Source organism: Paralcaligenes sp. KSB-10, from assembly GCF_021266465.1.
In the GTDB taxonomy this organism is placed as follows: Bacteria; Pseudomonadota; Gammaproteobacteria; order Burkholderiales; family Burkholderiaceae_B.
Window position 1 is genome coordinate 2,891,569 of sequence record NZ_CP089848.1, and the last position, 24,816, is coordinate 2,916,384.

General features: G+C 59.5%; 23 protein-coding genes. 17 read left to right on the forward strand and 6 right to left on the reverse strand.

The window, feature by feature from the left end; all coding sequences use genetic code 11:
- The first annotated feature begins 17 nt into the window (after positions 1–17).
- Positions 18–1,232 carry an MFS transporter gene (locus tag LSG25_RS13265; protein ID WP_232741398.1) on the forward strand — a complete coding sequence of 405 codons (1,215 nt, stop codon included), beginning with the start codon at positions 18–20 and terminating at the stop codon, positions 1,230–1,232.
- 792 nt (positions 1,233–2,024) lie between these two features.
- Here LSG25_RS13265 and LSG25_RS13270 read toward each other — a convergent pair.
- The gene (locus LSG25_RS13270) at positions 2,025–2,963 is read right to left on the reverse strand and encodes a LysR family transcriptional regulator (protein ID WP_232741399.1); all 939 of its coding nucleotides are present in this window, start codon (positions 2,961–2,963) and stop codon (positions 2,025–2,027) included.
- Between the two features lie 131 nt (positions 2,964–3,094).
- Here LSG25_RS13270 and LSG25_RS13275 point away from each other — a divergent pair, with 131 nt between their 5' ends.
- The 11 genes from LSG25_RS13275 to LSG25_RS13325 all read left to right on the forward strand — a co-directional run bounded on the left by LSG25_RS13275 (position 3,095) and on the right by LSG25_RS13325 (position 13,314).
- A complete protein-coding gene (locus LSG25_RS13275) occupies positions 3,095–3,868 on the forward strand; it encodes a putative hydro-lyase (RefSeq protein ID WP_232741400.1) in 774 nt (257 codons plus the stop codon).
- An 88-nt stretch (positions 3,869–3,956) separates the two neighbouring features.
- On the forward strand, positions 3,957–5,207 hold the full coding sequence (locus LSG25_RS13280) for an ABC transporter substrate-binding protein (protein ID WP_232741401.1): 1,251 nt from the start codon (positions 3,957–3,959) through the stop codon (positions 5,205–5,207).
- Between the two features lie 26 nt (positions 5,208–5,233).
- Positions 5,234–6,085: a branched-chain amino acid ABC transporter permease gene (locus LSG25_RS13285; RefSeq protein ID WP_232741402.1), complete on the forward strand. Its 852-nt coding sequence runs from the start codon at positions 5,234–5,236 to the stop codon at positions 6,083–6,085.
- A 7-nt stretch (positions 6,086–6,092) separates the two neighbouring features.
- Entirely contained in the window at positions 6,093–7,127 is a 1,035-nt protein-coding gene (locus tag LSG25_RS13290) for a branched-chain amino acid ABC transporter permease (RefSeq protein WP_370636010.1), read from the forward strand.
- Positions 7,108–7,833 carry an ABC transporter ATP-binding protein gene (locus tag LSG25_RS13295; RefSeq protein WP_232741404.1) on the forward strand — a complete coding sequence of 242 codons (726 nt, stop codon included), beginning with the start codon at positions 7,108–7,110 and terminating at the stop codon, positions 7,831–7,833. The genes LSG25_RS13290 and LSG25_RS13295 overlap by 20 nt, the downstream gene beginning before the upstream one ends.
- Before the next feature lie 4 nt (positions 7,834–7,837).
- Positions 7,838–8,542 carry an ABC transporter ATP-binding protein gene (locus LSG25_RS13300; RefSeq protein WP_232744686.1) on the forward strand — a complete coding sequence of 235 codons (705 nt, stop codon included), beginning with the start codon at positions 7,838–7,840 and terminating at the stop codon, positions 8,540–8,542.
- Positions 8,543–8,815: 273 nt separating this feature from the next.
- Positions 8,816–9,976 carry an ABC transporter substrate-binding protein gene (locus tag LSG25_RS13305; RefSeq protein ID WP_232741405.1) on the forward strand — a complete coding sequence of 387 codons (1,161 nt, stop codon included), beginning with the start codon at positions 8,816–8,818 and terminating at the stop codon, positions 9,974–9,976.
- Positions 9,977–10,090: 114 nt separating this feature from the next.
- Positions 10,091–10,972 carry a branched-chain amino acid ABC transporter permease gene (locus tag LSG25_RS13310; protein ID WP_232741406.1) on the forward strand — a complete coding sequence of 294 codons (882 nt, stop codon included), beginning with the start codon at positions 10,091–10,093 and terminating at the stop codon, positions 10,970–10,972.
- A 1-nt stretch (position 10,973) separates the two neighbouring features.
- The gene (locus tag LSG25_RS13315) at positions 10,974–11,843 is read left to right on the forward strand and encodes a branched-chain amino acid ABC transporter permease (RefSeq protein ID WP_232741407.1); all 870 of its coding nucleotides are present in this window, start codon (positions 10,974–10,976) and stop codon (positions 11,841–11,843) included.
- Positions 11,843–12,604, forward strand: coding sequence for an ABC transporter ATP-binding protein (locus tag LSG25_RS13320; protein ID WP_232741408.1), 762 nt, complete (start codon positions 11,843–11,845; stop codon positions 12,602–12,604). The genes LSG25_RS13315 and LSG25_RS13320 overlap by 1 nt, the downstream gene beginning before the upstream one ends.
- Positions 12,601–13,314 (forward strand): ABC transporter ATP-binding protein, encoded by a 714-nt coding sequence (locus LSG25_RS13325; protein ID WP_232741409.1) that lies wholly within the window; start codon positions 12,601–12,603, stop codon positions 13,312–13,314. Before LSG25_RS13320 ends, LSG25_RS13325 begins: the two co-directional genes overlap by 4 nt.
- Before the next feature lie 23 nt (positions 13,315–13,337).
- Here the strand turns inward: LSG25_RS13325 and LSG25_RS13330 are convergent, their stop codons facing one another.
- The 3 genes from LSG25_RS13330 to LSG25_RS13340 all read right to left on the reverse strand — a co-directional run bounded on the left by LSG25_RS13330 (position 13,338) and on the right by LSG25_RS13340 (position 16,966).
- Positions 13,338–14,936 (reverse strand): gamma-glutamyltransferase family protein, encoded by a 1,599-nt coding sequence (locus LSG25_RS13330; protein WP_232741410.1) that lies wholly within the window; start codon positions 14,934–14,936, stop codon positions 13,338–13,340.
- 4 nt (positions 14,937–14,940) lie between these two features.
- Complete coding sequence (locus LSG25_RS13335) at positions 14,941–15,891, reverse strand: tripartite tricarboxylate transporter substrate binding protein (protein WP_232741411.1); 951 nt, start codon at positions 15,889–15,891, stop codon at positions 14,941–14,943.
- 157 nt (positions 15,892–16,048) lie between these two features.
- The gene (locus LSG25_RS13340) at positions 16,049–16,966 is read right to left on the reverse strand and encodes a diiron oxygenase (protein ID WP_232741412.1); all 918 of its coding nucleotides are present in this window, start codon (positions 16,964–16,966) and stop codon (positions 16,049–16,051) included.
- A 167-nt stretch (positions 16,967–17,133) separates the two neighbouring features.
- On the opposite strand from LSG25_RS13340, the gene LSG25_RS13345 reads away from it, so the two are divergent.
- On the forward strand, positions 17,134–18,069 hold the full coding sequence (locus LSG25_RS13345; protein ID WP_232741413.1) for a LysR family transcriptional regulator: 936 nt from the start codon (positions 17,134–17,136) through the stop codon (positions 18,067–18,069).
- A gap of 66 nt (positions 18,070–18,135) precedes the next feature.
- Here the strand turns inward: LSG25_RS13345 and LSG25_RS13350 are convergent, their stop codons facing one another.
- The gene (locus LSG25_RS13350) at positions 18,136–19,110 is read right to left on the reverse strand and encodes a DNA-3-methyladenine glycosylase (RefSeq protein WP_232741414.1); all 975 of its coding nucleotides are present in this window, start codon (positions 19,108–19,110) and stop codon (positions 18,136–18,138) included.
- A 78-nt stretch (positions 19,111–19,188) separates the two neighbouring features.
- Between LSG25_RS13350 and LSG25_RS13355 the strand changes: the two genes are divergently transcribed.
- On the forward strand, positions 19,189–20,238 hold the full coding sequence (locus LSG25_RS13355) for an aldo/keto reductase (RefSeq protein ID WP_232741415.1): 1,050 nt from the start codon (positions 19,189–19,191) through the stop codon (positions 20,236–20,238).
- Positions 20,239–20,241: 3 nt separating this feature from the next.
- Here the strand turns inward: LSG25_RS13355 and LSG25_RS13360 are convergent, their stop codons facing one another.
- Positions 20,242–21,234, reverse strand: coding sequence for a LysR substrate-binding domain-containing protein (locus LSG25_RS13360; RefSeq protein ID WP_232741416.1), 993 nt, complete (start codon positions 21,232–21,234; stop codon positions 20,242–20,244).
- 140 nt (positions 21,235–21,374) lie between these two features.
- Between LSG25_RS13360 and LSG25_RS13365 the strand changes: the two genes are divergently transcribed.
- The 3 genes from LSG25_RS13365 (at position 21,375) to hpaI (ending at position 24,802) form a co-directional block, all read left to right on the forward strand.
- Positions 21,375–22,388, forward strand: coding sequence for a tripartite tricarboxylate transporter substrate binding protein (locus LSG25_RS13365; protein ID WP_232741417.1), 1,014 nt, complete (start codon positions 21,375–21,377; stop codon positions 22,386–22,388).
- 7 nt (positions 22,389–22,395) lie between these two features.
- Positions 22,396–23,919 (forward strand): UxaA family hydrolase, encoded by a 1,524-nt coding sequence (locus LSG25_RS13370; protein ID WP_232741418.1) that lies wholly within the window; start codon positions 22,396–22,398, stop codon positions 23,917–23,919.
- A gap of 76 nt (positions 23,920–23,995) precedes the next feature.
- A complete protein-coding gene (gene hpaI, locus LSG25_RS13375) occupies positions 23,996–24,802 on the forward strand; it encodes a 4-hydroxy-2-oxoheptanedioate aldolase (RefSeq protein ID WP_232741419.1) in 807 nt (268 codons plus the stop codon).
- Positions 24,803–24,816 lie beyond the last annotated feature (14 nt).

Here is a 24,816-nt window from a genome sequence, read left to right on the forward strand (position 1 = left end):
AGACACCCGGATCTTCCATGACGATTACCACACGCACGCTAGGGCAGCAGGCAAGTTTTTGGGTTGCGGCCGCGGTCGTTACCCACACCCTCTGGACCAGCGCGGCGCCCGCGGTCACTTACCCCCTGTATGCCGCCGAATGGCACCTGACACCCACCGTGACGACGGCCATCTTTGCCGTCTACCCTGTCGTGGTCGTGGCCGCCCTGCTGCTGTTCGGCAATGTCTCGGACCGCATCGGGCGCCGTGCAACCATTCTGTTCGGGCTGGCCGCCTCGCTGCTTGGCGTGCTGCTCTTCGCTGTCGCTCCGAGCGTCGGCTGGGTATTTGTCGGCCGCGCGTTCATGGGAATGGGTGTGGGGCTGTCCGCCGGCCCTGCCTCGGCCGCCATGCTGGAATTCAGCTCACCGGGGCAATCGGACCGCGCCAGCGCCATGAACACCGCCGCTCAATCCTCAGGCCTTGCCCTAGCAACCCTGGTCGGCGGAGCCCTGGTCGAGTACGCTCCCTTTCCCACACGCCTCAATTTCTGGGTGCTATTCGTGGTTCTGCTGGCCATATTTGCCGCCGTGTGGTTCTTGCCGCGCCATGCGCAAGGCGCATCTTCTGTACGCTGGCGTCCGGGGTCCGTCAGCATTCCCAAAGGCATGGGCAAGATTTTCCTGACCTCGGCGCTTTCCGTCACAGCCGCCTACGCACTGGGCGCCATCATGTTGTCGCTGGGCGCACAGATTGCGAAGGATCTTATAGGCTCGTCGAACGCGCTGGTGAGCGGTGCCGCAATCGCGCTATTCGCGGCATCGAGCGGCACCGTGGCAATTATCGCTAAACGGGCCGCGGCCCGCACAAACATTCTTCGAGGGGGTATCGTTTCGGTGGCTGGCCAGGCCCTGCTGATGTTGTCAGCCGCGCATCACTCTCTGCCTCTCTTCCTGGCTGCCGCGGTAACTACAGGTGCGGCCTACAGTCTGCAATTTCTTGGCGGACTGACGCTGATCAGCGCAAACGCGCCAGCCAGCCATCGCGCTGGCACGCTTTCGGCGATTTATCTGATCGCCTACCTGTTCATGGGAAGCATTGCACTCGTGCTTGGTGTGCTGGCCACGGCCCATGGCCTTGAAACAGCCGTGGACATAGGGTCGCCCGCAATCGCCCTGCTGGGCATCGCCGCCCTGCTGCTTGCTGTCTGGACCAGTCGCCCTCGCAACGCGGTTGCCGCGTGCGCTCCTTAGTGCGTTTTCGGTTCTAGTGTTTTACGGCGCTGGGTGTGTTTTAGTGGCTTTCAATTTTAGTGGCTTTCAATTTGGGCTGTAGTTTTGGACTGTGTTGCGGTGTTGTCTGTGTAGGCGGCGGTTAATTCTATAAAGACGCCGCAGGGTGGGCGGTGCTGTGCAGTCCGGCACGTCCAGCGGTCGGCTAGCTGCGCTAGCCGACTACCCGGGTCTGCCTCGTCCAGGCGGGCGTCGGGCGAACTCGCCCGGCCTCGCGAGGCCGGGCTCAGACAGCGCCCGCCGACACCCCCCGCCTTCCCTTCGTCAGCACCCGGCGCTGGACTACCGCCGGACTGCACAGCACCGCCCACCCTGCGGCTTGCGTTGAGGCAATGCAGCGAGAGAAGCACTTGGGTCATGCACCGAAAGAAACGTTGAGGTCATGCATCGAGGTATACCTTGGGCCGGCAAGTTCATTCCAGGCATGCCATTACGTGAGCCGTCTATCGGGGCTTGGGGTCAGGACCGGCGTAAGGCGTGCGCCGGATTTAGCTCGGCAAGGCGGGGGTAGTCGTCGGGCGCTGTCTGAACGGAGCCTCGCGTAGTTTGCGAGGCGTAGTGAGTTCGCCCGACGCCCGCCTTGCCGAGCTAAATCCGGATGAAGCACGCCGTGCCGGTCCTGACCCCAAGCCCCGATAGACGGCGTCTTCAAATACCAAAGCTACCAACCCACCGAATCCCGTAAACAACTCAACCCAAAAATGCTTTAGCCGCAACGGAAATAACCATCAAGCCGCCCAATCGCAATATCACTCAGTTAAGTATTGCCTTGACCAGCCGGCGGTCCGTGTTCTTGCAGTAATACTCGCAAGCGATACGCGCCGCATTGGCTGCGGTATGCACATGCATTTTTGCGTTGGCGTGCCAGCACATGGAAATAACAACCGAAGGCGGGATCGGTTGAACGGGCAATTCGACGAAAGCCCCACTGGCTATCTCATCGGCCACGAACAAGGCCGGAATCGCCGCCACGCCAAAACCGTTCTCGATGAGCCGGACAATAGCCGCGACCGAAGGAGAGCACAGCACATGAGCCTTCCCGGCGGGAATACCCGCCTGACTGGCGAAATTGGCCACAATCTGCTCGATCGCCCGTTGCGGCGCCGTCCCGCGCCCAAAAGTCAACACCGGATGTTGCAGCACATTCCTGATCAGATCACGCTTATTCTGCGGTAAAAAATTCTTTCTGGCTATCCATCGGACGGGATAGACGGCCAGCGCATCGGAAACGATCTTGTCGCTGTCGATGCCCTCTACGCGAAACACCAGATCGAGGTCGCCGGCAAGCAATTGCTTTTGCAACACGCTGCTCACTTCAACAGTCAACTCGACCTCCAGCTCCGGGTAATCCCTGTTGAGCTGCTTTATGTAGTGTGCCAACCAGCTATGAACGACGGTTTCGTTCACGCCGAGCCGTAAGCAGCCCTGCACGGCATCTTCCTGATGGGCCGCGACCTGCAGCTGGCGTACCGCTTCGAGCACGGAGCGGGCCTGATTCAGCAAACGCTGCCCATTGGCGGTAAGGCGGAATGCCTTGAATGACCGGTCGATCAGCTCGACGCCCAATTCATCTTCCAGGCTCTTGACACGCAGCGAAATCGCGGCCGGCGTCGCATGAAGCGCGCTGGCCGTGGCCCGAAAGCTTTTGAGCTGGGCGAGCATGACGAAAGTCTCGATAAAGCGTGTATTCACCCATGCTCCGCACAGCGATCGATCAGTTAAGAAAAACTATACGGTATTGCGCAAAAAAAATCGATAGCAAAATACCTTGATTGCTCCTATGCTTCAAAGTGGGATCCGCCTCTTGCCTCTCGCCTCATCACATGACACCACAAGATCTAAGACATCAAGTACGCCAGGGACAGCTCCGCGCCCCCACGGCCGGCTATTGCGGCGAATTCGCGCAGGCCAACCTGGCCATCCTGCCCAAAGCGCATGCGGACGACTTCATGCGCTTCTGTCAAAGAAACCCGAAGGCCTGTCCTTTGCTCGGCGTCGGCGAACCTGGGCAATGGAATATGGAATCGATCGGGCACGACATCGACATACGCACCGATATCCCGGGGTACTACCTATATCGCGACGGTCAATTGGCAGGGGAATTGACCACGCTGCACGATGTCTGGCAATCCGATTTCGTCGTGTTTGCCATCGGCTGCTCGTTTTCCTTCGAACAAATGCTGATGCAGGCCGGTGTGCCGCTGCGCCACATCGAGGAAAAACGCAACGTAGCGATGTACCGCAGCTCCACGCCAAACGTGCCCGCTGGCCCATTCGGCGGCAATATGGTCGTTTCCATGCGCCCCATGAAAAGCAGCGACGCAATCCGTGCAATCCAGATTACCAGCCGCTTTCCGGCCGTCCACGGTGCGCCCGTCCATATCGGAGACCCCCGCCTCATCGGCATCGCCGACCTGCAAAAGCCCGACTACGGAGAGCCCGTTGCCGTCCACTCCGACGAACTGCCGGTATTCTGGGCCTGCGGAGTAACACCTCAAGAGGCGATTCGCTCGGCTCGCCTGCCTATTGCCATTACCCACAAGCCTGGCCACATGCTGGTTACTGATATCCCGAATAGCGCTCTTGCCACATTCTGATATATAAAACCCACAGACCCACGCAAAGACGCGGGCACCCATGAGGAAATGATCATTCCTCGAAATAGCTACAGTCTGGAGACAAAACATGAAAAAAGTCATAGCAGCGCTGATTGCGTGCCTCGGCATGATGCTGACGCAAGGCGCGTCGGCCGAGGAAAAAGTCATCAAGATCGGCGCCATATACCCACTGAGCGGCGCTCTTGCCTCGACCGGAATCGAACTCAAGCAGGCCATCGAACTGGCGGTGGACGTGGTCAACAAAGATCACCCCGAACTCAAGGGCATACCGCTGGCGGCCGGCGCCGGGCTGCCTCATCTTGGCGGCGCCAAGATCCAGGTCATCTTCGCCGATTCGCAGGGCAAGCCCGATGTCGGCCAGGCGGAAGCCCAGCGCCTGATCGACCAGGAACATGTCGTGGCGCTGGTTGGCGCCTATCAGTCGGCGGTCACCAAAACATCGAGCCGCATTACCGAACAGCGTGAAATTCCGTATGTAAACGGCGAATCGAGCAGCCCCGACCTGACCGAGCGCGGCTACAAATGGTTTTTCCGCACCACGCCCAACGACGAAACCTTCATCAGCAACATGATGGAATTTCTCGACGGCATCAAAAAAGTACCCACCAAGAAAATTGCCGTCGTCTACGAGAACACCGATTTCGGCGTGAACACCTACAAAGCCGTAGAGAAATTCGCCAAGCAATCCGGCCGGCAAATCGTCGCCAACATCGCCTATTCCGCCGGCACGCCGTCACTGAATTCGGAAACGCAAAAACTCGCCGCCGCCAAACCCGACGTGGCCATCTTTGCCAGCTACACATCCGACGCAATGCTCTTTGTGCGCACCATGCGCCAAATGAACTACGCCCCGCCCATCATGCTCGCCAACGATGCCGGCTTTATCGATTCGCGCTTCATCTCCGAAGTCGGCCCGCAGGTGCAAGGCGTGCTGACACGCGACGTATGGTCCAACGACCTGTACACCATCAAGCCGGTCATCAAGCAACTGAACGATATGTTCAAGGCGCGGGCCGGCAAAGACCTGAATGGCAACAGCGCACGGTCCCTGCAAGGTATTCTGGTGCTCGCCGATGCCATTGATCGGGCCGGATCCACCAAGCCCGACGCCATACGCAAGGCGCTGGTCGCCACCAACCTGGACGCGGATCAAATCGTCATGCCCTGGGCCGGCGTCAAGTTCGACGACAAGGGGCAGAACCTGAAGGGGCAAGGCCTGATCCTGCAATTGGTAGGCAAGGACTACCAGACTGTCTGGCCCGACCGCTACAAGAAAATGAAAGACCTGCCCACGCTCCCCTTCTCCTGGAAGAAATAGGCAGCCCCTGACGCGAGGAGAATAATGTGTTCGAAGCTCTCGCCACAGGTTTGTTCAATGGCCTGATCTATGCTTTGGTCGCGGTGGGCCTGGCATTGATCTGGGGCATTACGGACGTCATCAATTTTGCGCATGGCGAATTCCTGATGCTCGGCATGTATGCCGCCTACTGGATGTTCACCATTGGGCATGTCGATCCAACTCTTTCGGCTCCAATAGTGGCCTGCGGCCTGGGCTTCGTGGGCTTTCTTTCCTACGGGCTCATTATCCGCCCACTGCAGCGGGCGCCGGCCATGATCGTGATTCTGGCCACCTTCGGCCTGGGGCTGGTGCTGCGGCAACTCGCCTTCATTTTCTTTTCGCCGGACTACCGCAACCTGCCCGATACCTGGCTGTCCGGCAGCGTTCACCTGGCCGGTGTTTCGCTCGGACGCCCCCAGGTGGCAACCGGCCTGGTCGCGCTGGTGGTGATCGGACTGCTGTTCATGCTGGTGTACCGCACGCGCTGGGGCCATGCGCTGCAAGCCGTGGCCGAAGACCGGCAAGCGGCCTCCTTTGTCGGGATCGCCTCCGATCGCGTCAATGCTCAAGTCTGGATCCTGGGCAGCGCGGTGGTGGGCCTGGCCGGCGCATTGCTGACCACCTTTTTCTATGTATTCCCCTCGGTGGGCAATGTGTTCGGCTTGCTGGCCTTCGTGGCCGTGGCCATGGGCGGTTTCGGCTCGCTGCCCGGGGCATTCATTTCCGGGATACTGATCGGCGTCATCGAGTCGATGACCGGGTATCTGGTCGAACCGGCTTACAAGATGGTCAGCATCTTCCTGATTTTCCTGCTGGTTCTCTGGTACCGGCCACGTGGTCTTTTCGGGCGTTGGTGAAATGAAAATCGACAAAAATCAAACCGGGCCGCAAGACATGCGGGCACCTTCCCTGCCCGCGCCTACCGGCTGGAAGGCCATTTCCGCCTCCAGCCGATCCGGGGCCGTGCGCGGACTCGTATTGGCCGTGGTGGCGCTGGCGGTCTTTCCGCTGGTGGTGACCGACTCGTTTTACCAGCAAATTGTCGTCATGACGCTGATGTACGGCGCCCTGGGGGCCGCCTGGAACCTGGTCAGCGGTTTTCTCGGGCGGGTTTCGTTCGGGCATGCCGTGTTTCTTGGAGCCGGTGCCTACACCACTCTATTGTTGCTGCATGCGCTAAAGCTCAGCCCCTGGCTTGGGATCCCTCTGGGCGGTCTTGTAGCGGCCGCGGTGGCGTTCATCGTCGGCAAACCCACGCTGCGTCTTACCGGCCACTATTTTGCAATGGCCACGATCGCGCTGCTGTCGGTCGCCCAGTTGCTGATGACCAACTGGACCTGGGCCGGCGGCGCAACCGGCATCGAAGCCCCTATTGCCAACAGTGCCTGGCTGCTGCTGTTTCGCTCAAAAGAACCCTATTACTGGATCGCCTTCGGGCTGGCCTTGTTCACCTTGTGGGCCACATTCGTGCTGGCCCGCTCAAAAACAGGCTATTACTGGCGCGCCATCAACGGCGACGAAGCCGCGGCGCGCAGCCTGGGGGTGCCCGCCGAACGCTACAAGATGCTTGCTTTCGTACTGTCGGCCGCCCTGACCGGGATGTGGGGAGGCTTCTATGCCATCTATATCGGGTTCATCGACCCCGATTCAGCTTTCAGCCTGACTCTGTCCATCCAGATCGTGCTGGTCACGATTCTCGGCGGCATCGGTACCCTTGCCGGCCCGTGGCTGGGAGCGGCATTACTGATTCCACTGGCCGAGGGCATGCGCGTTGCCATGGGCAGTTCCGGCCACGGCTTCGATCTGCTGCTTTATGGGCTGGCAATCATCCTCGTCAGCCTCTTCCTGCCGAAAGGCTTGATCACACTCAAGGTGCGTCGTGGCTCTGCTGGAAGTTAAAAACCTGACCAAGAATTTTGGCGGCCTGGTCGCCAACCGAGACATCAGCTTCGATGTCGATACCGGCGAGATCGTCGCCATCATTGGCCCGAACGGTGCCGGCAAAAGCACTTTGTTCAACGGCCTGGCAGGCCACCATCAGCCCACATCGGGCAGCGTGACGTTCAATGGCGTCCAGCTCGTGGGCCAGGCGCCGGAAGCCATAGCGGCCATGGGGCTGATGCGTACCTACCAGATCCCACGCAGCTTCGCGGCCATGACGGTGCTCGATAACGTCATGATTGGCGCATTGCTGCGGCAACCCAGCCTTGCCGGCGCGCGAGCTGCCGCGCAACAGGTACTGGACACTGTGGGGCTGGGCGATCGCGGCCCGACTCCGGCGGGAGAACTGAACGTAGCCGGCCAAAAACGGGTCGAACTGGCACGGGCCCTGGCGGCATCCCCCAAACTATTGCTGCTCGACGAGGTAGCGGGCGGGCTCAACCCCAGCGAAGCCCGCGAACTGGCTGAAATATTGCGATCGATCCACGCAAAAGGAGTGGCGCTGGTGATTGTCGAACACGTGCTGGAGGTTGTAATGCGGCTTGCACATCGGGTTCTGGTACTGGATTTCGGGCAACTGATCGCCTCGGGCACTCCCGAAGAGGTCGTACGCAACCCCGAAGTCATCGGGGCATATCTGGGGAGGAAGTACCGTGCCGGATAAGGCCTTGCTGAAAGTGGAAGACCTGCATGTGGCTTATGGCGGTGTGCAGGCGGTACGGGGCATATCGCTTGAAGTGCATCCCGGCGAAATTACCGCATTGCTGGGCGCCAATGGCGCCGGCAAATCAAGCACGCTGCTGTCCATCATCGGTTCGGTAAAACCGAAATCCGGACGCATCGCCTTCGACGGCGCCGATATTACCGGGCTGACGCCCGATGTACTGGTCAAGCGCGGCATAGCCCTGATCCCGGAGGGTGGCCGGGTGTTTGCACGGCAAACGGTAGAGCAGAACCTGCACCTTGGCGCCTATGTGGTTCCCGGTGAAGCGCTTTATCGCGAACGCCTGGAGCAGGTGTATGCACTATTTCCCAGGCTGGCCGAGCGCCGCGCGCAAATCGCCGGCACCCTGTCCGGAGGTGAACGCCAGATGCTTGCCATCGGACGCGCACTGATGAGCGGCCCAAGGCTTTTGCTGGTGGACGAACCCAGCCTGGGCTTGTCGCCGCTACTGGTCGAAACGGTCTTCGACACCCTGGCGAATCTGAACCGGAACGGCACATCCATTCTGCTGGTCGAACAGAACATGGCGCAAGCCCTGGAGCTGGCAACCCGAGCTTACGTAATGCAAAGCGGCAAAATCGCACTGCAAGGCAGCGCGGAAGAAATCGGCTCATCAGACCAGGTTCGGCAGGCTTACCTTGGCCTGTAAGCACTGTCCGTCCTGACTCGCCGATTCACTGAACACCGATTCAAACACACCGGGCGCCGACCAAACGGATCAGTCGCCCGAAGCGGAACAGACAAGCTTCATTAATGTGTCAAATTTTGACCAGCGAGTAATCCCGATGGCATAATGTCCCACCAACCGCGCCGACGCCCCTTCTTTGTAACAACATAATTCAACTCGAAACACCCCAACACTGGAATGGAATTGTGCGACGCCAACGTATCCTCGAAACTACCTTTGCCGTTGGAGAAAAAGATGCAAATCCGTCATTTGCTTAAAACATTGCCTTTAGTCCTGCTTAGCGCCAGCCTGGCCAGCACGGCCTATGCGGCCGATATCAAACTGGGGGTGGCCGAAGCGTTGAGCGGCCCGGCAGGCAAGTACGGCGTAGCCATCAAAAACGGGTTTACGCTGGCCGCCGACGAAATCAACGCCAAAGGCGGCGTCAATGGCAACAAGCTCGCGCTGGTCGTTGAAGACGAACAGGGCAAGAAAGAAGAAGCCATCAACGTCTTCAAAAAACTGATTTTCCAGGATAAAGTGCTGATGGTGTTTGGCCCTACCCTGTCGAACTCGGCTTTTGCCGCGGACCCGATCGCCAATGCCGCCAAAGTAGTGGTGTTCGGCACCAGCAACACCGCCGATGGCATAACCCAGATGGGGCCTTTCACATTTCGCAATTCCGTAATGGAAGCCGACGTGCTGCCGGTCAGCACACGTGCCGCCGTCAAGCACTTCAATCTTAAAAAAGTTGCCGTCATTTACGGCAATGACGATGCGTTTACCAAAGATGGCTATAACGTATTCAAGGCCACGCTGGCCGATCAGAAAATTCCGGTAAGCGATACCGAAACCTACGCAAAAGGCGACGTCGATTTCAAGGCGCAACTCACCAAGATCAAGGCCAGCAATCCAGATGCCATCGTCTGCTCTTGCCTTGCCGAGGAAGCCGGCAATATTATTCTGCAGGCGCGCTCGCTGGGCATGAAGCAGCCGTTCATCGGCGGCAACGGCCTTAACTCGCCCAAGCTGTTCGATATCGCCAAAGATGCCGCCGACAATTCCATTATGGGCAGCCCATGGTCATCGGAAAATACCGCGCCGGCCAACCAGGCGTTCATTGCCGCCTACAAGAGCAAATTCAACGTGGCTCCCGACCAATTCGCGGCCCAGGCGTATGACGCCATGCACATCGTCGCGACGGCACTGAAAAGCGTCAAGCTCAGCGGCGATCTCGCCAAAGACCGCGACGCTCTGCGTGTGGCGCTGCCAACCGTCAAATGGGATGGCGCGACCGGCAAGTTTGCATTCCGCCCCGCCCCAGCCTCCAAAACCGGCAAACCGGTGGGCTACGACGCGCAGCAAGATGCCATCGTGAATATCGCCCAGCACAGCAAATTCGTAGTGCTTAAGTAGCGCCACTCGGCAAACACGCTTGAACGGCGCGCCAGATGCATTTCCAGTATTTGGCGAACGGGCATTTTTGGCTACCCCCGAAAATGCCCTTGTTTTTATCAACCTACCGACGCCATGCTCGAACAACAGCTTTTTAACGCGCTTTCGCTAGGCAGTGTCTATGCCCTGTTTGCACTGGGCTTCACGCTCATCTTTGGCGTATTGGGCGTCATTAATTTGTCCCACGGCGCCATTTTCATGCTGGGCAGCTATGTCGCGCTGCTGCTGGTGAATACACTGGCCGTGCCGCTATGGCTTGCGTTGGTGGGGGCAATGCTGCTTACCGGCCTGATCGGGCTGGCAGTCGATTACCTGATCCTGCGGCCCTTGCGCGCCCGCAATGTACCCCATTTGATACCCATGATCGCCACCATCGGCGTGGCAATCATGCTGACCAATCTGACGCAGGGCCTGTTCGGCGTCGAAACCAAACGGTTCCCGCAGGGCACCATTCCCGAAGGAAGCTATAACCTCGGGCACCTGCACATAACAGCGCTGCAGGTCGGCATTATCGCGGTTTCATTCATACTGATGCTGGTGCTGCTGGCCATCATGCGTAAAACGCAGCTGGGCCGCGCACTGCGCGCCATCGCCGAATCGCCGAAAGCGGCCTGCCTGCTGGGCATCAACGTCGAAGGGCTGTTCTACCTGACTTCCTTTGCCGCGGCTGCGCTGGGCGGCGCCGCCGGCGTACTGGTCGGGCTATCGTTCAATGCGATTTCGCCTTATATGGGGCAGCCCATGCTGCTCAAAGGCGTCGCGGTCATTATTCTCGGAGGCATGGGCGATATTCGCGGCGCGCTGATCGGCGGCTTGTTCCTCGGCTTTGCCGAAGTATTGACGGTGGCCTACTTCTCCAGCGATTTCCGCGATGCGGTCGCATTCGGGTTGCTGTTTCTGATTCTGTTGATCAGGCCATCGGGCATGTTTGGCAAAGTACTGGAAAGAAAGGCCTGATATGCTCGACTGGTGGGATGGATTCTGGGCAACCTACAATACAGTGGTGTACAGCATAGGCGTCAACGCCATGCTGGCCCTGTCGATTTACGTAACCCTGGCCTGCGGCCTGCTGTCGCTGGCCAATGCGGCCTTCATGGGCATAGGCGCTTATACCGCGGCCCTCATCAGCATGCAGACCGGGCTGTCCTTTCCCGTGGCGCTTGCCGCGGCAGGGGCATTGCCGGCGATGGTCGCCTTGATCATCGGGATACCTACCCTGCGCCTGTCCGGCGTTTACCTGGCCATGGCGACACTCGGCTTTGGCGAAGTCGTCCGGATCATCCTCCTGAATCTGGACATTACCGGCGGGCCGATGGGGCTCAATGGCATACCGCTGAAAACCGAGTTCTGGCACATTGTGCTGTTATTGGCGGTAATCCTGTACCTGCTGGGGCGCATGCGGCGCTCCCGGATCGGCCGCGCATTCGAGGCGATCAAGGCCGACGAGGTGGCGGCACAACTGATGGGCATCAACGTGGCGGGATACAAGCTGTTCGCGTTTGCGCTGGGCGGCGCAATCGCGGGCATTGCCGGCGGCCTGAACGCGCATTACACATTTACCATCGGACCCGGCAACTACGCGTTCGAAAACGCCGTGGACATCCTGACCATGGCCGTGTTCGGAGGCATCAGCAACCTGATCGGGCCAACGGTCGGCGCAACCATCCTGACGCTGTTGCCGGAAATACTGCGCCCCTTCAAGGATTTTCGCCTTGCCATCAATGGCCTGATCCTCATCCTGGTGGTCTTGTATTTACCCAATGGGGTCTGGGATCCCAGGCGGATCCATGCATTCTGGCAACGCCGCAAAGCACGGAAGGTGCCCTGATGCTGCAATTCAACCAGATCAGCAAAGAGTTCGGCGGCCTGAAGGTTCTTGCGGACGTCAGCTTCGACGTGCCGCAGGGCACTATTTTCGGCCTGATCGGCCCCAACGGAGCCGGCAAAACCACGGTGTTCAACCTGGCAACCGGTTTGTTGCGCGCATCGGGCGGCCGCATCGAATTCAATGGCACGGACCTCGCCAAACTGCCGCCGCACCAGATTACCAAGCTGGGCATCGCACGTACGTTCCAGAACATCCGCCTGTTCAAGGATGCCAGCCTGCTGGAAAATGTGGTGATAGGCATGCACGGCCACCTCGATTACAACTTTGCCGGCCTGCTGTTCAACCTGCGTTCATTTCGCCAGATCGAGGCTCAGGCCCGCGAACGGGCGCTCGAGCTGCTGTCCTGGGTCAAGCTCGACCACAAGGCCGATATGCTGGCCGACAACCTCTCCTACGGCGAGCAGCGCAAACTGGAGTTCGCGCGGGCGCTGGCCACACAACCCAAATTGCTGTTGCTCGACGAGCCGGTGGCGGGCATGAACTCGGCGGAGAAAACCGAGCTCATGGCGCAGATCATCGGCATCAAGCAACGCGGCTACAGCATATTCCTGATCGAGCACGATATGCGTTTCGTAATGGGCTTGTGCGATCGTATTGCCGTGCTCAATTTCGGGCGCATTATCGCCGAAGGCCCACCGGAAGAAATCCGCAACAATCCGCAAGTAATCGAGGCCTATCTGGGCAAGGAAGAAGACGAATGAGCGAGATTCTGCGGGTTACCGATCTCGTGGTTTCCTATGGCCACATCGAAGCGGTCAAAGGCATAAACCTGACACTGAACAGCGGCGAGATCACGGCCCTGGTCGGAGCCAATGGCGCGGGCAAGAGCACCACCTTGCTGGCCATTTCAGGCTTGCTGAAATCCGTCCGCGGCCAAGTGCTGCTCGACGGTACCGACCTGACCCGGCTTTCGCCGCACCGGATCGTGCGCAGCGGCGTGGTTCAAGTCGCTGAAGGCCGGGCGATTCTCACTACGCTGACAATTCATGAAAACCTGGAACTGGGCGCCTATACCCGAAGCGACAAAGCGCAGATCGCCCAGGACCTGGACTGGGTATATACGCTGTTTCCGGTGCTGAAGAAACGCGCCGCCGGCCTGGCCGGAAACCTGTCGGGCGGCGAGCAGCAAATGCTGGCGATCGCACGCGCATTGATGGCAAAGCCGCGCATATTATTGCTCGATGAACCATCCATGGGCCTGGCACCCCTGCTGGTGCGGGAAATCTTCCAGATCCTGCAGGAAATCAATCGCACCGGTCTCACCATCTTTCTGGTCGAGCAAAATGTACGGCAGGCCCTGCGCATCGCGCAGCGCGGCTATGTGCTTGAAACCGGCCGGATCGTGCTGGCCGACAACGGTGAAAACCTGCTGCACAACCCCAGGGTAATCGAAGCCTATATGGGCGGATAGCGGGGCGAAGGTATTAAAAATCGTCAAGACACGGCTACATGGCTATCCCTGCGAGCATCGCGCGCACCCATATAGCACCCATTGCGCCGCATTAAAATCTGCATACCGCCGAAATCCCAAGTACTGGTCTTCTGGGCCGTGACCTCATGCCCCAATGCGGCCAGTTTCTGCTTGGTATGCTCGTTGAAACCAGGCTCCAGGACGACTCGCAGCCCTTCATTGACTTTGAAACGCGGCGCATCGACGATCGCCTGGGGGTTCTGGCCGTACCCGGCCAACCGCGCCACAAGCTGTACATGCCCTTGCGGCTGGAATTTGCCGCCGGTTGCTCCAAATGCCGCCATCGCACCGTTATCACGCCGCAGGAACCCCGGCAATATGGTATGGAAAGGGCGGGCGCCAGGAGCAAGACGAGCAGGCGAATCGGGATCAAGGGAAAAACCGGCGCCCCGGTTCTGCAAGGCAATACCCGTTTCAGGCACTACCACGCCAGACCCGAACCCCATGTAATTGGACTGGATGAACGACACCATCATCCCCGAAGCGTCTCCTGCAGCAAGGTAAACCGTTCCCGCGATAGGCGGAGGGATGTGGCCGAAATCGATCGCGCGATCGGGGTCGATCAGAGCCGCCGCTCGCGCCACACGTGCCGCGGACAGCAGCTCCGCGGAATCTGCCGCCATGTTCCGCGGATCGCCGAGCAAGGGCGCGACATGCGCAAAGGCGAGCTTTATCGCCTCGATTTGCAAATGCAGCGCCATCGCGGAATCCGGATCAAAGCCGGCAATGTCCAAATGATCGAGAATGGCCAGCGCATAAAGGGCCACTAAGCCCTGACCGTTGGGCGGCATTTCGAAAACCAGGGTATCTTTGAACCTGGCATTCAGTACTTCGGTCCAGTTGGCTCTGTGAGCCGCAAGGTCTTCCAGCGAGAGATCGGCACCGCAATCGGCCGCATAGCCCGCCATCAGCCGCGCCGTCGAGCCCTCATAAAAATCCTGGCCATGGCTGCCCGCTACGCGCCGCAGCGTCTCTGCAAGCTCGGGCTGCTTGAACACTTCACCCACCTTCGGCGCGCTGCCGGACGGTAGGAAAGTCCGGCTGAAATTCGGCTGTCCGGATAATTCGGCGGCCTGCTCCGCCCATTTTTGCGCAACTCCGGGCGAAACGAAGAAACCTTGGCTCGCGTAATGGATTGCCGACTCCAGCAATTGAGGAAACGGGATGCTGCCGTACTCGCCGGACAGTGACGACCAGGCAGAGATCGCACCGGGCACCGTTACGCTGTCCCAGCCTCTTTGCGGCATTTTTCCGCCATTTCTTTGCGCCATGCGCGCCAGGTCCGATTTTTGAGGGGCACGGCCGGTGGCATTCAGTCCTCGCAAGCGCGAGCCGTCCCAGACCATGGCGAACGCATCACCGCCTATGCCATTATTTGTCGGCTCCACCACGGCTATAACGGCTGCGGCGGCGACAGCCGCATCGACGGCATTGCCCCCGTTGTCGAGAATATGCAGGCCTGCCTGCGCCGCCAAAGGTTGCGACGCAACCACCATACGCTCTCCGAACACCGGCCGGATCGTCGATAAATACGGAAATTCGTCGATGGGACTTCGTTGCATCGCGCTAGCCGCCGACGGCTATGTTCGAATGTTTGACAATTTTCGTCCATCGCGCCGACTCGGCGCGCACGAATGCCGCAAATTTCGCCATGCTTTCCGGTTCGGGCGTAATACCCAATTTATCAAACTGCGTGCGCACATCCGGCTCCTGCAGGATTATTCCGATTTCCTTATTCAGACTGGCCGCCACCGGCCCGGGTACGCCGGCTGGCCCAAACAAGCCAAACCAGGCCGTCACCTGATAGTCCGGCAAACCTTGCTCCATCAATGTCGGCAGCTCCGGCAGATAGGCACTGCGTTTGGCTCCGCTGACAGCCAGGGCCGTGACGGTGCCCGCTTTTATATGTGGAACAGCCGTTGTCACCAGGTCGAACATGACGTCGACCTGCCCGCTTAACAACGCATTCATGGCAGGCGCGCTGCCGCGATAAGGAATGTGCGTCATTTTTATACCGGCTTGACTGTCGAGCAAGACGCCGGCCAAATGATTCGATGTCCCTATACCCGCCGACGAATACGTCAGCTTGCCCGGTTTGCTCTTGGCCAGGGCAATCAGTCCGGACAGACTTTTGATTCCGAGAGACGGCCGGACAAGCAGCACAAATGGCATCGAAGCAACCCGGGCCACAGGAGTAAAGTCCTTCACGGGATCGTACCTGGCGTTGGGATTGACGGCCGGTGTCATGGCGTTGGAGCTGACCGTGCCAAGTAAAAGAGTATAGCCATCCGCCGGCGCAGTAACGACGCTGCGCGCCCCGACAATCGAGCCGCCGCCAGGCTTGTTCTCGACGATAAAAGGCTGCCCCATTCGTTCTTGCAGTTTCTGCGCAAGAATGCGCCCCAGAATGTCGGCCGATCCGCCCGGCGGATACGGCACCACAATATGGACGGCATGCGATGGAAAGCCGGCACTTTGGGCCACGGGGGCAACAGCGGCCAGCATTGCTATCGCCATAGAGGCGCCCAAGCATTTCTTGATCCACTTCATCGGAACACTCCCACAGAAAGAGACGACCGGAACAGACAGATTTCAACGCAGCGGCAAAACACCCGGATGCCGCCAAACCGCAATGCAGATCAAAACCCGACTCAGTTCGCCAGGGGTCGGCACATCAGCGAATCGGGACCGCTTGGCTGCCGTCCACCTCCGGGATCGAAGGAATCTCGACATCATATTCAGCGACATCCGCGCGGATCTGGTCCAGCGATTTTTTGATAATGCTCATTTCTTCGTCGGGATGCGTCGCTCCCAATCCGTGTTCGGCAGCCAAGGCGCGATTGTGTCCGGCCCGAAGCCGCTCTTCCTGGGGCAGGTTGACTACCGCATAGACCCCATTGAGCAATGTCCCTTGCAGCTTCTTCGCAAATCGCCGGCCCAGCATGGCCTTTTCATCCATGGAAAGGTCTTCAAAGAAACGCCGCATAATAATGCGCCCGAACTGTATATGGCGGGCCTCGTCGCGCAGAATCAGCTTGCACGCCGTTCGTATCGAACTGAATCGGGCATTCTGATAGCGCGCCTGCAGCAACTCGCCGGACAACTGTTCAAACAAAGTATTGACCGCCATACCTCCATAGAACGACATGGTTTTTTCCGCCTGTTCGTTATGGAATTGCGGAATGATCGACTGAAAATAGTCCGCTCGCGGCGACGGCTGGTAGCCCCCCAGGGCCGCTGCAATCCGGAACGACGCTTCGTGGTGCCGCAGCTCTTCTGCGATAAAGTTCACCACATGCTGCTTGATCTCAAACGGCAGATGACCATATATGGCATCCCGCAGGCGTTCGGCGCCATACGGAATGGCCCCATGCTCCATCCATGCCCGCAGGCTCCACCATTCCGCTCCGGCATCGCGAACTTCGGGGGGAAGCTGCGCCTCTTTAACGTCGCCATGATCTATCGTTACCGGATCCCAGGCCAGTTCCCGTGCCTGGGTGCATAGCGTCCAGACATCGGGGAATTCCAGTTCGGACGCTATAGGATAAGGATTGGGGACGGGGGTCAATTCTTCGAGTAAAGACGCTTGCACAGTCGCCTCCTGGTCACGGTGGATAAGTCTGCAAAAAGTATAGGTTCAAGTTTGTAATATTTCTAATACTATCGATCAGACACGGTGATACTATTTTTATGCGAAAAACGAAGGCCGCGGGCTCCGGCCAGCGCGACGCGCGCATCGATGTAAACAGGGAGAATCGAATGGTCGATCTTAGACAGTTGCAGCAATTTGTGATGGTCGCAACCGAGCTGAATTTTCATCGCGCCGCCGAACGCCTGTTTATGTCCCAACCGCCGCTCAGCGCCGCGATTCGTCGTCTCGAACAGGATATCAATGTTGTACTGTTCGACCGAAATCGCCACCAGGTCAGACTCACTTCCGCAGGCGAAGTCTTTTTAAAGGAAGCGCGCCGTACCCTTGCGCAAGCACAATTCGCCGTCGAAGCGGCGCAAGGTATCGGCCAGGGGCTCGCCGGCGTGCTGCGCCTGTCTTTCGTACCAAGCGCCGCGCTTGACCTTTTACCCCCGCTGCTACAGCGTTTTCAGAAAATGTATCCAGGGATACGCCTTGTCCTTACGGCCGAAACCACTGAGCGGGAAATCACCGCGCTACGCTCGGGAAGTATAGATCTGGCTATTGTGGTGCCTCCGGTCGAAGAATCATTCGGCGTCGATCTGGCCGTGTTACGCGTCGAGACCATGGTGCTTGCCGTGCCTGTAAGCCACCGCTTTGCGGCAAAGAAGCAAGTGCCCTTGCGCTCATTGGCAAAGGAATGGTTTATTTCATTTCCCTTTACCGAAGGGCGCGGCTTTGCCGGATCGGTGCTGGCGGCATGCCATAGTGCGGGCTTTTCACCCCGCATAGCGCAGGAAGCTTCGCAAATGCAAACCATACTGACGCTGGTCGCAAGCGGCCTTGGCGTAGCACTCGTCCCTGCCGCCATGCAATCGGTTCATATCCACAACGTGACATACCTTGATGTCTCCGGTTCCCAGGGGCTGCTTCGGTATGAGCTGGCACTCGCATCGATGATCGACAGGCGGAGCCCTATAGTGAAGGCATTCATAACGGAAGCAACGCGGTCGACGCCGAAGTCCCTGCAAAAGGACAAAGCGCTTTGCAGCGCCCCATCCTGAAAAAAGATAAAGCCGGATAACCAGGTTCGGCAAGAAAACAGCCACAAGTGGAAACGCGGCTTTCCGTCAGCCGGACGTCCAAAGGTGTTGCGCGGCGTAAGCACGCCACGGACGCCAGGCATCCGCTCGGGCGAGAAGTTCGGATGAAGAATAATCCCGCCCTTCCAGCCTGGCCATTGCGCGCATGAGGCCGATGTCGGCGGACGGAAAGGCATCCGGCTCGTGCAACTGGCGCAAGGCAATGTATTGCGCGGTCCACTCCCCTACGCCACGGATCTTGCGCAAGCGCTTCACCGCTTCATCAAGCCCGCCGGTCGTATCGAAAAGATGTGTGTCGGCAATGGCGGCCTCTGCCACAGCGGAAAGCGTCGCCGCCCGGCTGCGGGGCATTCCCAGAGACGCCAGATCCGTGGCCGCTATGGTCTCGGGCCTTGGAAACACATGGGTCAAATCGCCGTCCGGCCGCGCCAGGGGCTCGCCATGAGCGGCAACCATGCGTCCGGCCAGGCGCACAGCGGCGGCAACCGTAATCTGTTGCCCCAGCACGGCACGCATAGACAGTTCGAAGCCATCCCAGGCACCCGGAACGCGCAAGCCCGGCCGTGCCTTCACCAGAGGAGCCAGCACCCGGTCTTTGGCAAGATGGGCCGCAATAACGGAGGGATCCACTGCCAGATCGAACACCCGGCTCAGTCGCGCGACGATGACCGGCAAAACCGAGGGCTTGGAAAATCGCACTGTCGCGCGCAAGACATTGCCGTCGGCGGCGCGGACGGCAACCATTCCCTGCTCGCCATCCAGCTGCATCGTACGCGCATAACAGTCGGCAGAGACGGTCTCGATACCGGTAATGGCTCGCCGGCGCAGAAATTCCAGCATGGACGCCCAATCGTACGGAGGACGATAAGGCAGCAAAATGTCGATCTCGCCAGGTGGCCCGGCCGGGGCCTCCTGCGCCACAGCCGAACCGGCTGCATTAGCGAGCCGCGAGGGTTGCCTTCGCGGGCATCCGCGGGAACTGGCGTTATGATCAAGATCCATGCGGAAATGCTAGTGCAGCGTCCATGCGCTGTCCAGCGGTTTTCGAGCATTGCCATCGATACATCAGGAGCCCATGACATGCGTTACAAAAAATTCGGCCGCACCGGCCTGTTCGTTTCCGAACTCTGCCTCGGTACCATGACATTCGGCGGGCAGGACGGCATGTGGGGCCAGATCGGCACCCTCCAACAGCTTGAAGCGGACCGGCTGATCGGCCATGCGCTGGATGCCGGCATCAATTTCATCGATACCGCCGACATTTACTCCGAAGGCAATTCGGAAATCATCACCGGGCAGGCACTGAAAAACCTGAAAGTGCCGCGCGAGAATGTCGTGGTTGCAACCAAGGTGTACGGCGAAACCGGCACGAAAAGCGTCAATTCGCGCGGCATGTCGCGCTATCACATCATGGATGGCGTGAAGGCCAGCCTGGCACGCCTGCAACTCGACCATATCGACCTCTATCAGATCCACGGTTTCGATCCCGCGACCCCCATTGAAGAGGCCGTGCGGGCCCTCGACGATCTGGTGCGGCACGGCCATGTGCGGTATGTCGGCGTATCCAACTGGGCCGCCTGGCAGATCATGAAAGCCCTTGGAATCTCCGAGCGGCTCGGCCTCGCGCGGTTCGAATCCCTGCAGGCCTACTACACCATTGCCGGCCGCGATCTCGAACGTGAACTGATTCCGTTGCTGAATAGCGAAAATGTCGGGCTGCTGGTCTGGAGCCCGCTGGCCGGCGGCCTGTTAAGCGGCAAGTACGGCCGCAGCGTTCAGCCCGAAGAGGGCAGCCGTCGCGCCACTTTCGATTTCCCTCCGGTAAACCTTGAGCTCGCCTATGACTGCATCGAAGTCATGCGCGATATCGCCGAGCCCAGGGGCGTGTCTGTCGCACAGATCGCGCTCGCCTGGCTGTTGCACCAAAAGACCGTCACCAGCGTGATCGTCGGCGCAAAGCGTGTCGATCAACTGAAGGACAACATTGCGGCAACAGCCATCGAGCTGGACGGCGACGAACTCAGCGCGCTGGACACGGTAAGCGCCCTGCCGGCCGAGTATCCCGGCTGGATGCTCGCGCGCCTTGGCGCGTTTAGACACAAGCAACTGGCGGAGTCCGAGGGCGTTTGAGGTTTATTTACTCCGGCCTCGTCCAGGCCTTTCAGCTTTGGCCGCGGTATTGCCCTTCGGGCCAAACAGCTCCGCAACGGCGGCGCGCAGGCATTCGATCAGTTGCTGCGTGCTTGTCGTCAAGCGCTGCCCGCGCATGGTGATAATACCCACGGGCGGCAGTTCCACGCCTACGTCCAGGGCCAATATCCTGAACAGGCCTTCGCGCTCGAAATGCTGGCCGACCGAGCGGGCCATAAACCCTACCGCGTCAAGCTGACCGACAAAAGTGGCGATGGCGAAATACGAAGAGGACTCAACCAGATCGATGGGCGGCTCCAGGCCGCAGCGGTGAAACTCCTGCTCGATCTTGACACGCAGCGATGCCCATGGAGGAGGCATGACGCAAGACATGCGGGCCAGGTCGGCCCACGTGGGCCTGGCTTTTCGAGCCAAAGGGTGGCCTCGCCTGACCACCGCCACCATGGGCTCGTTGTAGAGCGCCTCTGTCACCAGGTCGGGTGCCGCATAGCCTGGCTCCAGACGTCCCAGAAAAAAATCCAGCTCGTTGATTCTCAATTTGGGCAGCAAATGAGTAAGATCGCCCTCTTCGATCAGGACAGTGGCCCGCGCCGAGCGTTCTTTCAGAAGCGCCACACCCCGCGACAACAATACCGGCAACGCGCCTCCCATGCAGCCCACGCGGGTGCGGCCGGCCGCCCCGCTTGCGACGGCCGAGATTTCATCGCGCGTGCGCTCGTACTGGGCCAACACCGAACGCGCAAACCGGATCAGCGACAGCCCCGCCGCTGTAGGTGCCGTACCGCGCGTCGAGCGATCGAACAGCGCCAGTCCCAGCATGCCTTCCACTTCCGTCAGCATTTTCGAAACGGCAGGCTGGCTTACTGAAAGAAAGTCGGCGGTGCGTCCGATATGCCGGAACTGATCCAGCGCCACCACCAACTGCAGGTGGCGTAACTTTATATTGGAGCGAAGTACCCGGTCTATCTGTGCCATGATTCAAATATAAATAACCTTTAGGTTATGAATAGATTCCAATATTTGATTAGATAATTATGATGGAGTTTACGACAATAAATAACTGGCACGTGAAATTCGACCGCCCAGCAATACGAATAACTTCTGTAGGAAGACCAATGAGACAAACCAAACCTCAAAATCCCCAAAGACGCCGCTTGCTTGTGGCCAGCGCGGCGGCTGCCGCGTCCGGTGCCGCCGGGCTGCTGTTGCCCAGCGCCGCTCGCGCCGCCGGGTACCCGAATCATCCCATCACCTTTATCTGCCCATGGCCTCCGGGAGGCACGGGAGACCAATCCATGCGGGCGCTCTGTCAGGTGGCCTCGCAAGCCCTCAAGCAACCGATCATCGTGGAAAACCGGTCAGGCGCCTCGGGCATGATAGGCACCAAAACGCTCGCGATGGCAAAGCCCGATGGCTACACCATTGGGCAGATTCCCATTTCAGTCACGCGTTTCTCGCAACTGGGCACCCTGCATCTCGACCCCCGCAAGGATCTTACTTATATCGCTCGCACCTCGGGCCAGACATTCGGCATTGCCGCGCTGAGCAGCTCCCCATTCCAATCGCTCAAGGATATGGTGGCCTACGCCAAGGCAAATCCCGGAAAGCTGACCTATGGGCACTCCGGTATCGGCGGCGCCACGCACGTAGGCATGGAAGAGTTCTCGCAGATAGCCGGCATCAAGCTCACTCCCATTTCCTACAAAGGCGGCGCCGCCGCGCTTCAGGACGTGCTTGGCGGACGCGTTGACTTGCTTGCCGACTCAAGCTCCTGGGCGCCTTATGTCGAAAGCGGAAAGCTGCGTCTTCTGGCCACCTGGGGCTCGGAACGCACACCGCGTTTCAAAAATGCCCCGACACTCAAGGAATTGGGCTACGACATGGTCGTCGAGGCTCCAAACGGCGTGGGTGCGCCCAAGGGGCTCGATCCGGCCGTGGAAAAGACGCTGCGCGACGCATTTCGAGTTGCCGTCAACAGCGATGAATTCAAGCGTGTGACCGGCAACATCGATGCCCCGGTCATGTACCTGGATGGGCCCGAGTATCTGCAATATGTCAAACAGGTCTACACCCAGGAAACCGAGCTGATCAAGAACTTGAAGCTCAAAGAATTGATGCAAATTGCCTGAACCCGCGATGAACGCCTCTCCGCTGATCCGGCTGCACCCCAACGACAACGTTCTGCTTGCCAAGTCCCCGCTGTCGCTTGGACAGGAACTGCCGGAACTCGGCGTGCGCGTGCGCGCCCAGGTGCCGGCCGGACACAAGATTGCCGCCCGGCACATCGACAAAGGCGAGCAGATAAAAAAATGCAATATCGTGATCGGTATTGCCATGCGCCACATCGAGCCCGGCGACTATATGCACAGCCACAACATCGAACTGGCGGACTATTATCGCGACCCGGGATTCTGCCGGGACGTACAAGCGGTCGACTACGTCCCCGAAGCCGCGCGGGCCACGTTCATGGGCTTCATGCGCCCGAATGGGCGCGTAGGTACACGCAACTACATAGGCATACTGTCGTCGGTCAATTGCTCGGCCACCGTCATCAAGAATATCGCCGCGCATTTCACCCCTGAACGCCTGGCGCCATACCCGAACGTGGATGGCGTTGCCGCTTTCGCACAAACCAGCGGCTGCGGCATGTCCTCGCCAAGCGAACATTTCGACGTACTGCGCCGCACGCTCGCCGGTTATGCACGCCACCCGAATCTGGCCGGCGTTTTGATCGTGGGCCTGGGCTGCGAACGGAATCAGGTCTCGGCGCTGGTCGAGTCTCAACAGCTTGCGCCAGGCGCTCAGTTGCGCACGCTGGTCATGCAGGAAATCGGCGGCACGCGGGCCACCATCGCCGCCGGGATCCAGGCCGTCGAGGAAATGCTTCCGACGGCCAACCGCGCGGTGCGGGAAACCGTGTCCGCCAGCCATCTCAAAATAGGCCTGGAATGCGGCGGCTCCGACAGCTTTTCGAGCATCACCGCCAACCCCGCCCTGGGCGCGGCCATGGACGTGCTGGTCCGCCACGGCGGAACCGCCATTCTATCGGAGACGCCCGAAATTCACGGCGTCGAATATTTGCTCACGCGCCGCGCGGTCACGCCCGAAGTGGGGCAGAAGCTGCTTGACCGCCTCGCCTGGTGGGAGCGCTACACGGTGGGCCAGAATGCACAGTTCAACGGCGTCGTGGGGCACGGCAACCAGCAAGGCGGCCTGGCCAATATTTTTGAAAAATCACTGGGATCCGTCATGAAAAGCGGCTCCACTCCCTTGCAAGCCGTCTATGAATACGCCGAACCCATCGAAACCGCGGGTCTTGTATTCATGGATTCGCCGGGTTACGACCCGGTGGCCGCCACCGGCCAGATTGCCAGCGGCGCAAACCTGATCTGCTTTACCACCGGACGCGGCTCGATGTTCGGTTCCAAGCCCGCGCCTACCCTGAAACTTGCCACCAACACTCCCATGTTCACTCGTCTGGAAGAAGACATGGACATCAATTGCGGCCTGGTGCTCGACGGCGTGCTGACCCTCGAACAGATGGGCCGGCACATCTTCGAACATATCTTGCGGGCCGCATCGGGCATTCCCACAAAGAGCGAAGCGCTGGGCCTTGGCGACAATGAATTCGTGCCCTGGCATCTCGGCATCGTCAGTTGAACCGGATATCCAGGCCACGAACCCCCGCGAACCGTACGCCAACACCGCCCCAATCCTTTTATGGTGGAATATAGCCATGCCCTCGCATAATCCCTTCAAAGCCGCCCTGGCTGCCCGCCGGCCCCAGATCGGCCTCTGGCTCTCCATGGCGGACCCCTACCTGGCCGAAGTCAGCGCTACCACAGGCTTCGATTGGCTGTTGATTGACGGCGAACATGCGCCGAACGATTTACGCGCCGTCCTTGCGGCACTGCAGGCCATTGCGCCGCACCCCTCGGCCCCGGTGGTGCGCGCGGTGGCGGGTGAAACGCCGCTCATCAAGCAATTGCTGGATATCGGCGTCAAGAACCTGCTTGTCCCCATGGTGAACACCGTCGAACAGGCCCGCGGCTTGGTTGCCGCCACACGCTATCCACCTTCGGGCACGCGGGGAGTGGGCAGCGCCGTGGGCCGGGCTTCGCGTTGGAGCGCGCGCACCGACTATCTGGATATCGCCGATGACGAAATCTGCCTGCTCGTCCAGGCCGAAACCTCGGCCGCGCTGCAAAATCTTGAAGGAATCTGTGCTGTGGACGGGGTCGATGGCGTGTTCATCGGGCCCGCCGATCTTGCCGCATCAATGAATCATCGGGGATCTCCGAATCACCCCGAGGTGCAAGAAGCCATCGAACATGCCATCAAGACCATTGTGGCGAGCGGGCGGGCCGCGGGTACCCTGACATCGAATCCAAAACTGGCGCGGCGCTACCTGGAACTGGGCTGCACTTTTGTCGCCACGGGCGTCGATATATTGATCTACGCCAACGCCGCCCGCCGCCTGGCCGCCGATTTCATTACGCCGGGCGCCAGGCCGGAACCGACAAGCGCCTCTGCCGCCTACTGAACCTCTGCGATCCA

Coding starts and splice junctions, on each gene's coding strand:
- LSG25_RS13365 (WP_232741417.1), top strand. CDS start 21,375: ATGAGACAAACCAAACCTCAAAATCCCCAAAGACGCCGCTTGCTTGTG.
- hpaI (WP_232741419.1), top strand. CDS start 23,996: ATGCCCTCGCATAATCCCTTCAAAGCCGCCCTGGCTGCCCGCCGGCCC.
- LSG25_RS13305 (WP_232741405.1), top strand. CDS start 8,816: ATGCAAATCCGTCATTTGCTTAAAACATTGCCTTTAGTCCTGCTTAGC.
- LSG25_RS13275 (WP_232741400.1), top strand. CDS start 3,095: ATGACACCACAAGATCTAAGACATCAAGTACGCCAGGGACAGCTCCGC.
- LSG25_RS13330 (WP_232741410.1), bottom strand. CDS start 14,936: ATGCAACGAAGTCCCATCGACGAATTTCCGTATTTATCGACGATCCGG.
- LSG25_RS13355 (WP_232741415.1), top strand. CDS start 19,189: ATGCGTTACAAAAAATTCGGCCGCACCGGCCTGTTCGTTTCCGAACTC.
- LSG25_RS13335 (WP_232741411.1), bottom strand. CDS start 15,891: ATGGCGATAGCAATGCTGGCCGCTGTTGCCCCCGTGGCCCAAAGTGCC.
- LSG25_RS13325 (WP_232741409.1), top strand. CDS start 12,601: ATGAGCGAGATTCTGCGGGTTACCGATCTCGTGGTTTCCTATGGCCAC.
- LSG25_RS13320 (WP_232741408.1), top strand. CDS start 11,843: ATGCTGCAATTCAACCAGATCAGCAAAGAGTTCGGCGGCCTGAAGGTT.
- LSG25_RS13370 (WP_232741418.1), top strand. CDS start 22,396: ATGAACGCCTCTCCGCTGATCCGGCTGCACCCCAACGACAACGTTCTG.
- LSG25_RS13310 (WP_232741406.1), top strand. CDS start 10,091: ATGCTCGAACAACAGCTTTTTAACGCGCTTTCGCTAGGCAGTGTCTAT.
- LSG25_RS13265 (WP_232741398.1), top strand. CDS start 18: ATGACGATTACCACACGCACGCTAGGGCAGCAGGCAAGTTTTTGGGTT.
- LSG25_RS13360 (WP_232741416.1), bottom strand. CDS start 21,234: ATGGCACAGATAGACCGGGTACTTCGCTCCAATATAAAGTTACGCCAC.
- LSG25_RS13345 (WP_232741413.1), top strand. CDS start 17,134: ATGGTCGATCTTAGACAGTTGCAGCAATTTGTGATGGTCGCAACCGAG.
- LSG25_RS13280 (WP_232741401.1), top strand. CDS start 3,957: ATGAAAAAAGTCATAGCAGCGCTGATTGCGTGCCTCGGCATGATGCTG.
- LSG25_RS13315 (WP_232741407.1), top strand. CDS start 10,974: ATGCTCGACTGGTGGGATGGATTCTGGGCAACCTACAATACAGTGGTG.
- LSG25_RS13350 (WP_232741414.1), bottom strand. CDS start 19,110: ATGGATCTTGATCATAACGCCAGTTCCCGCGGATGCCCGCGAAGGCAA.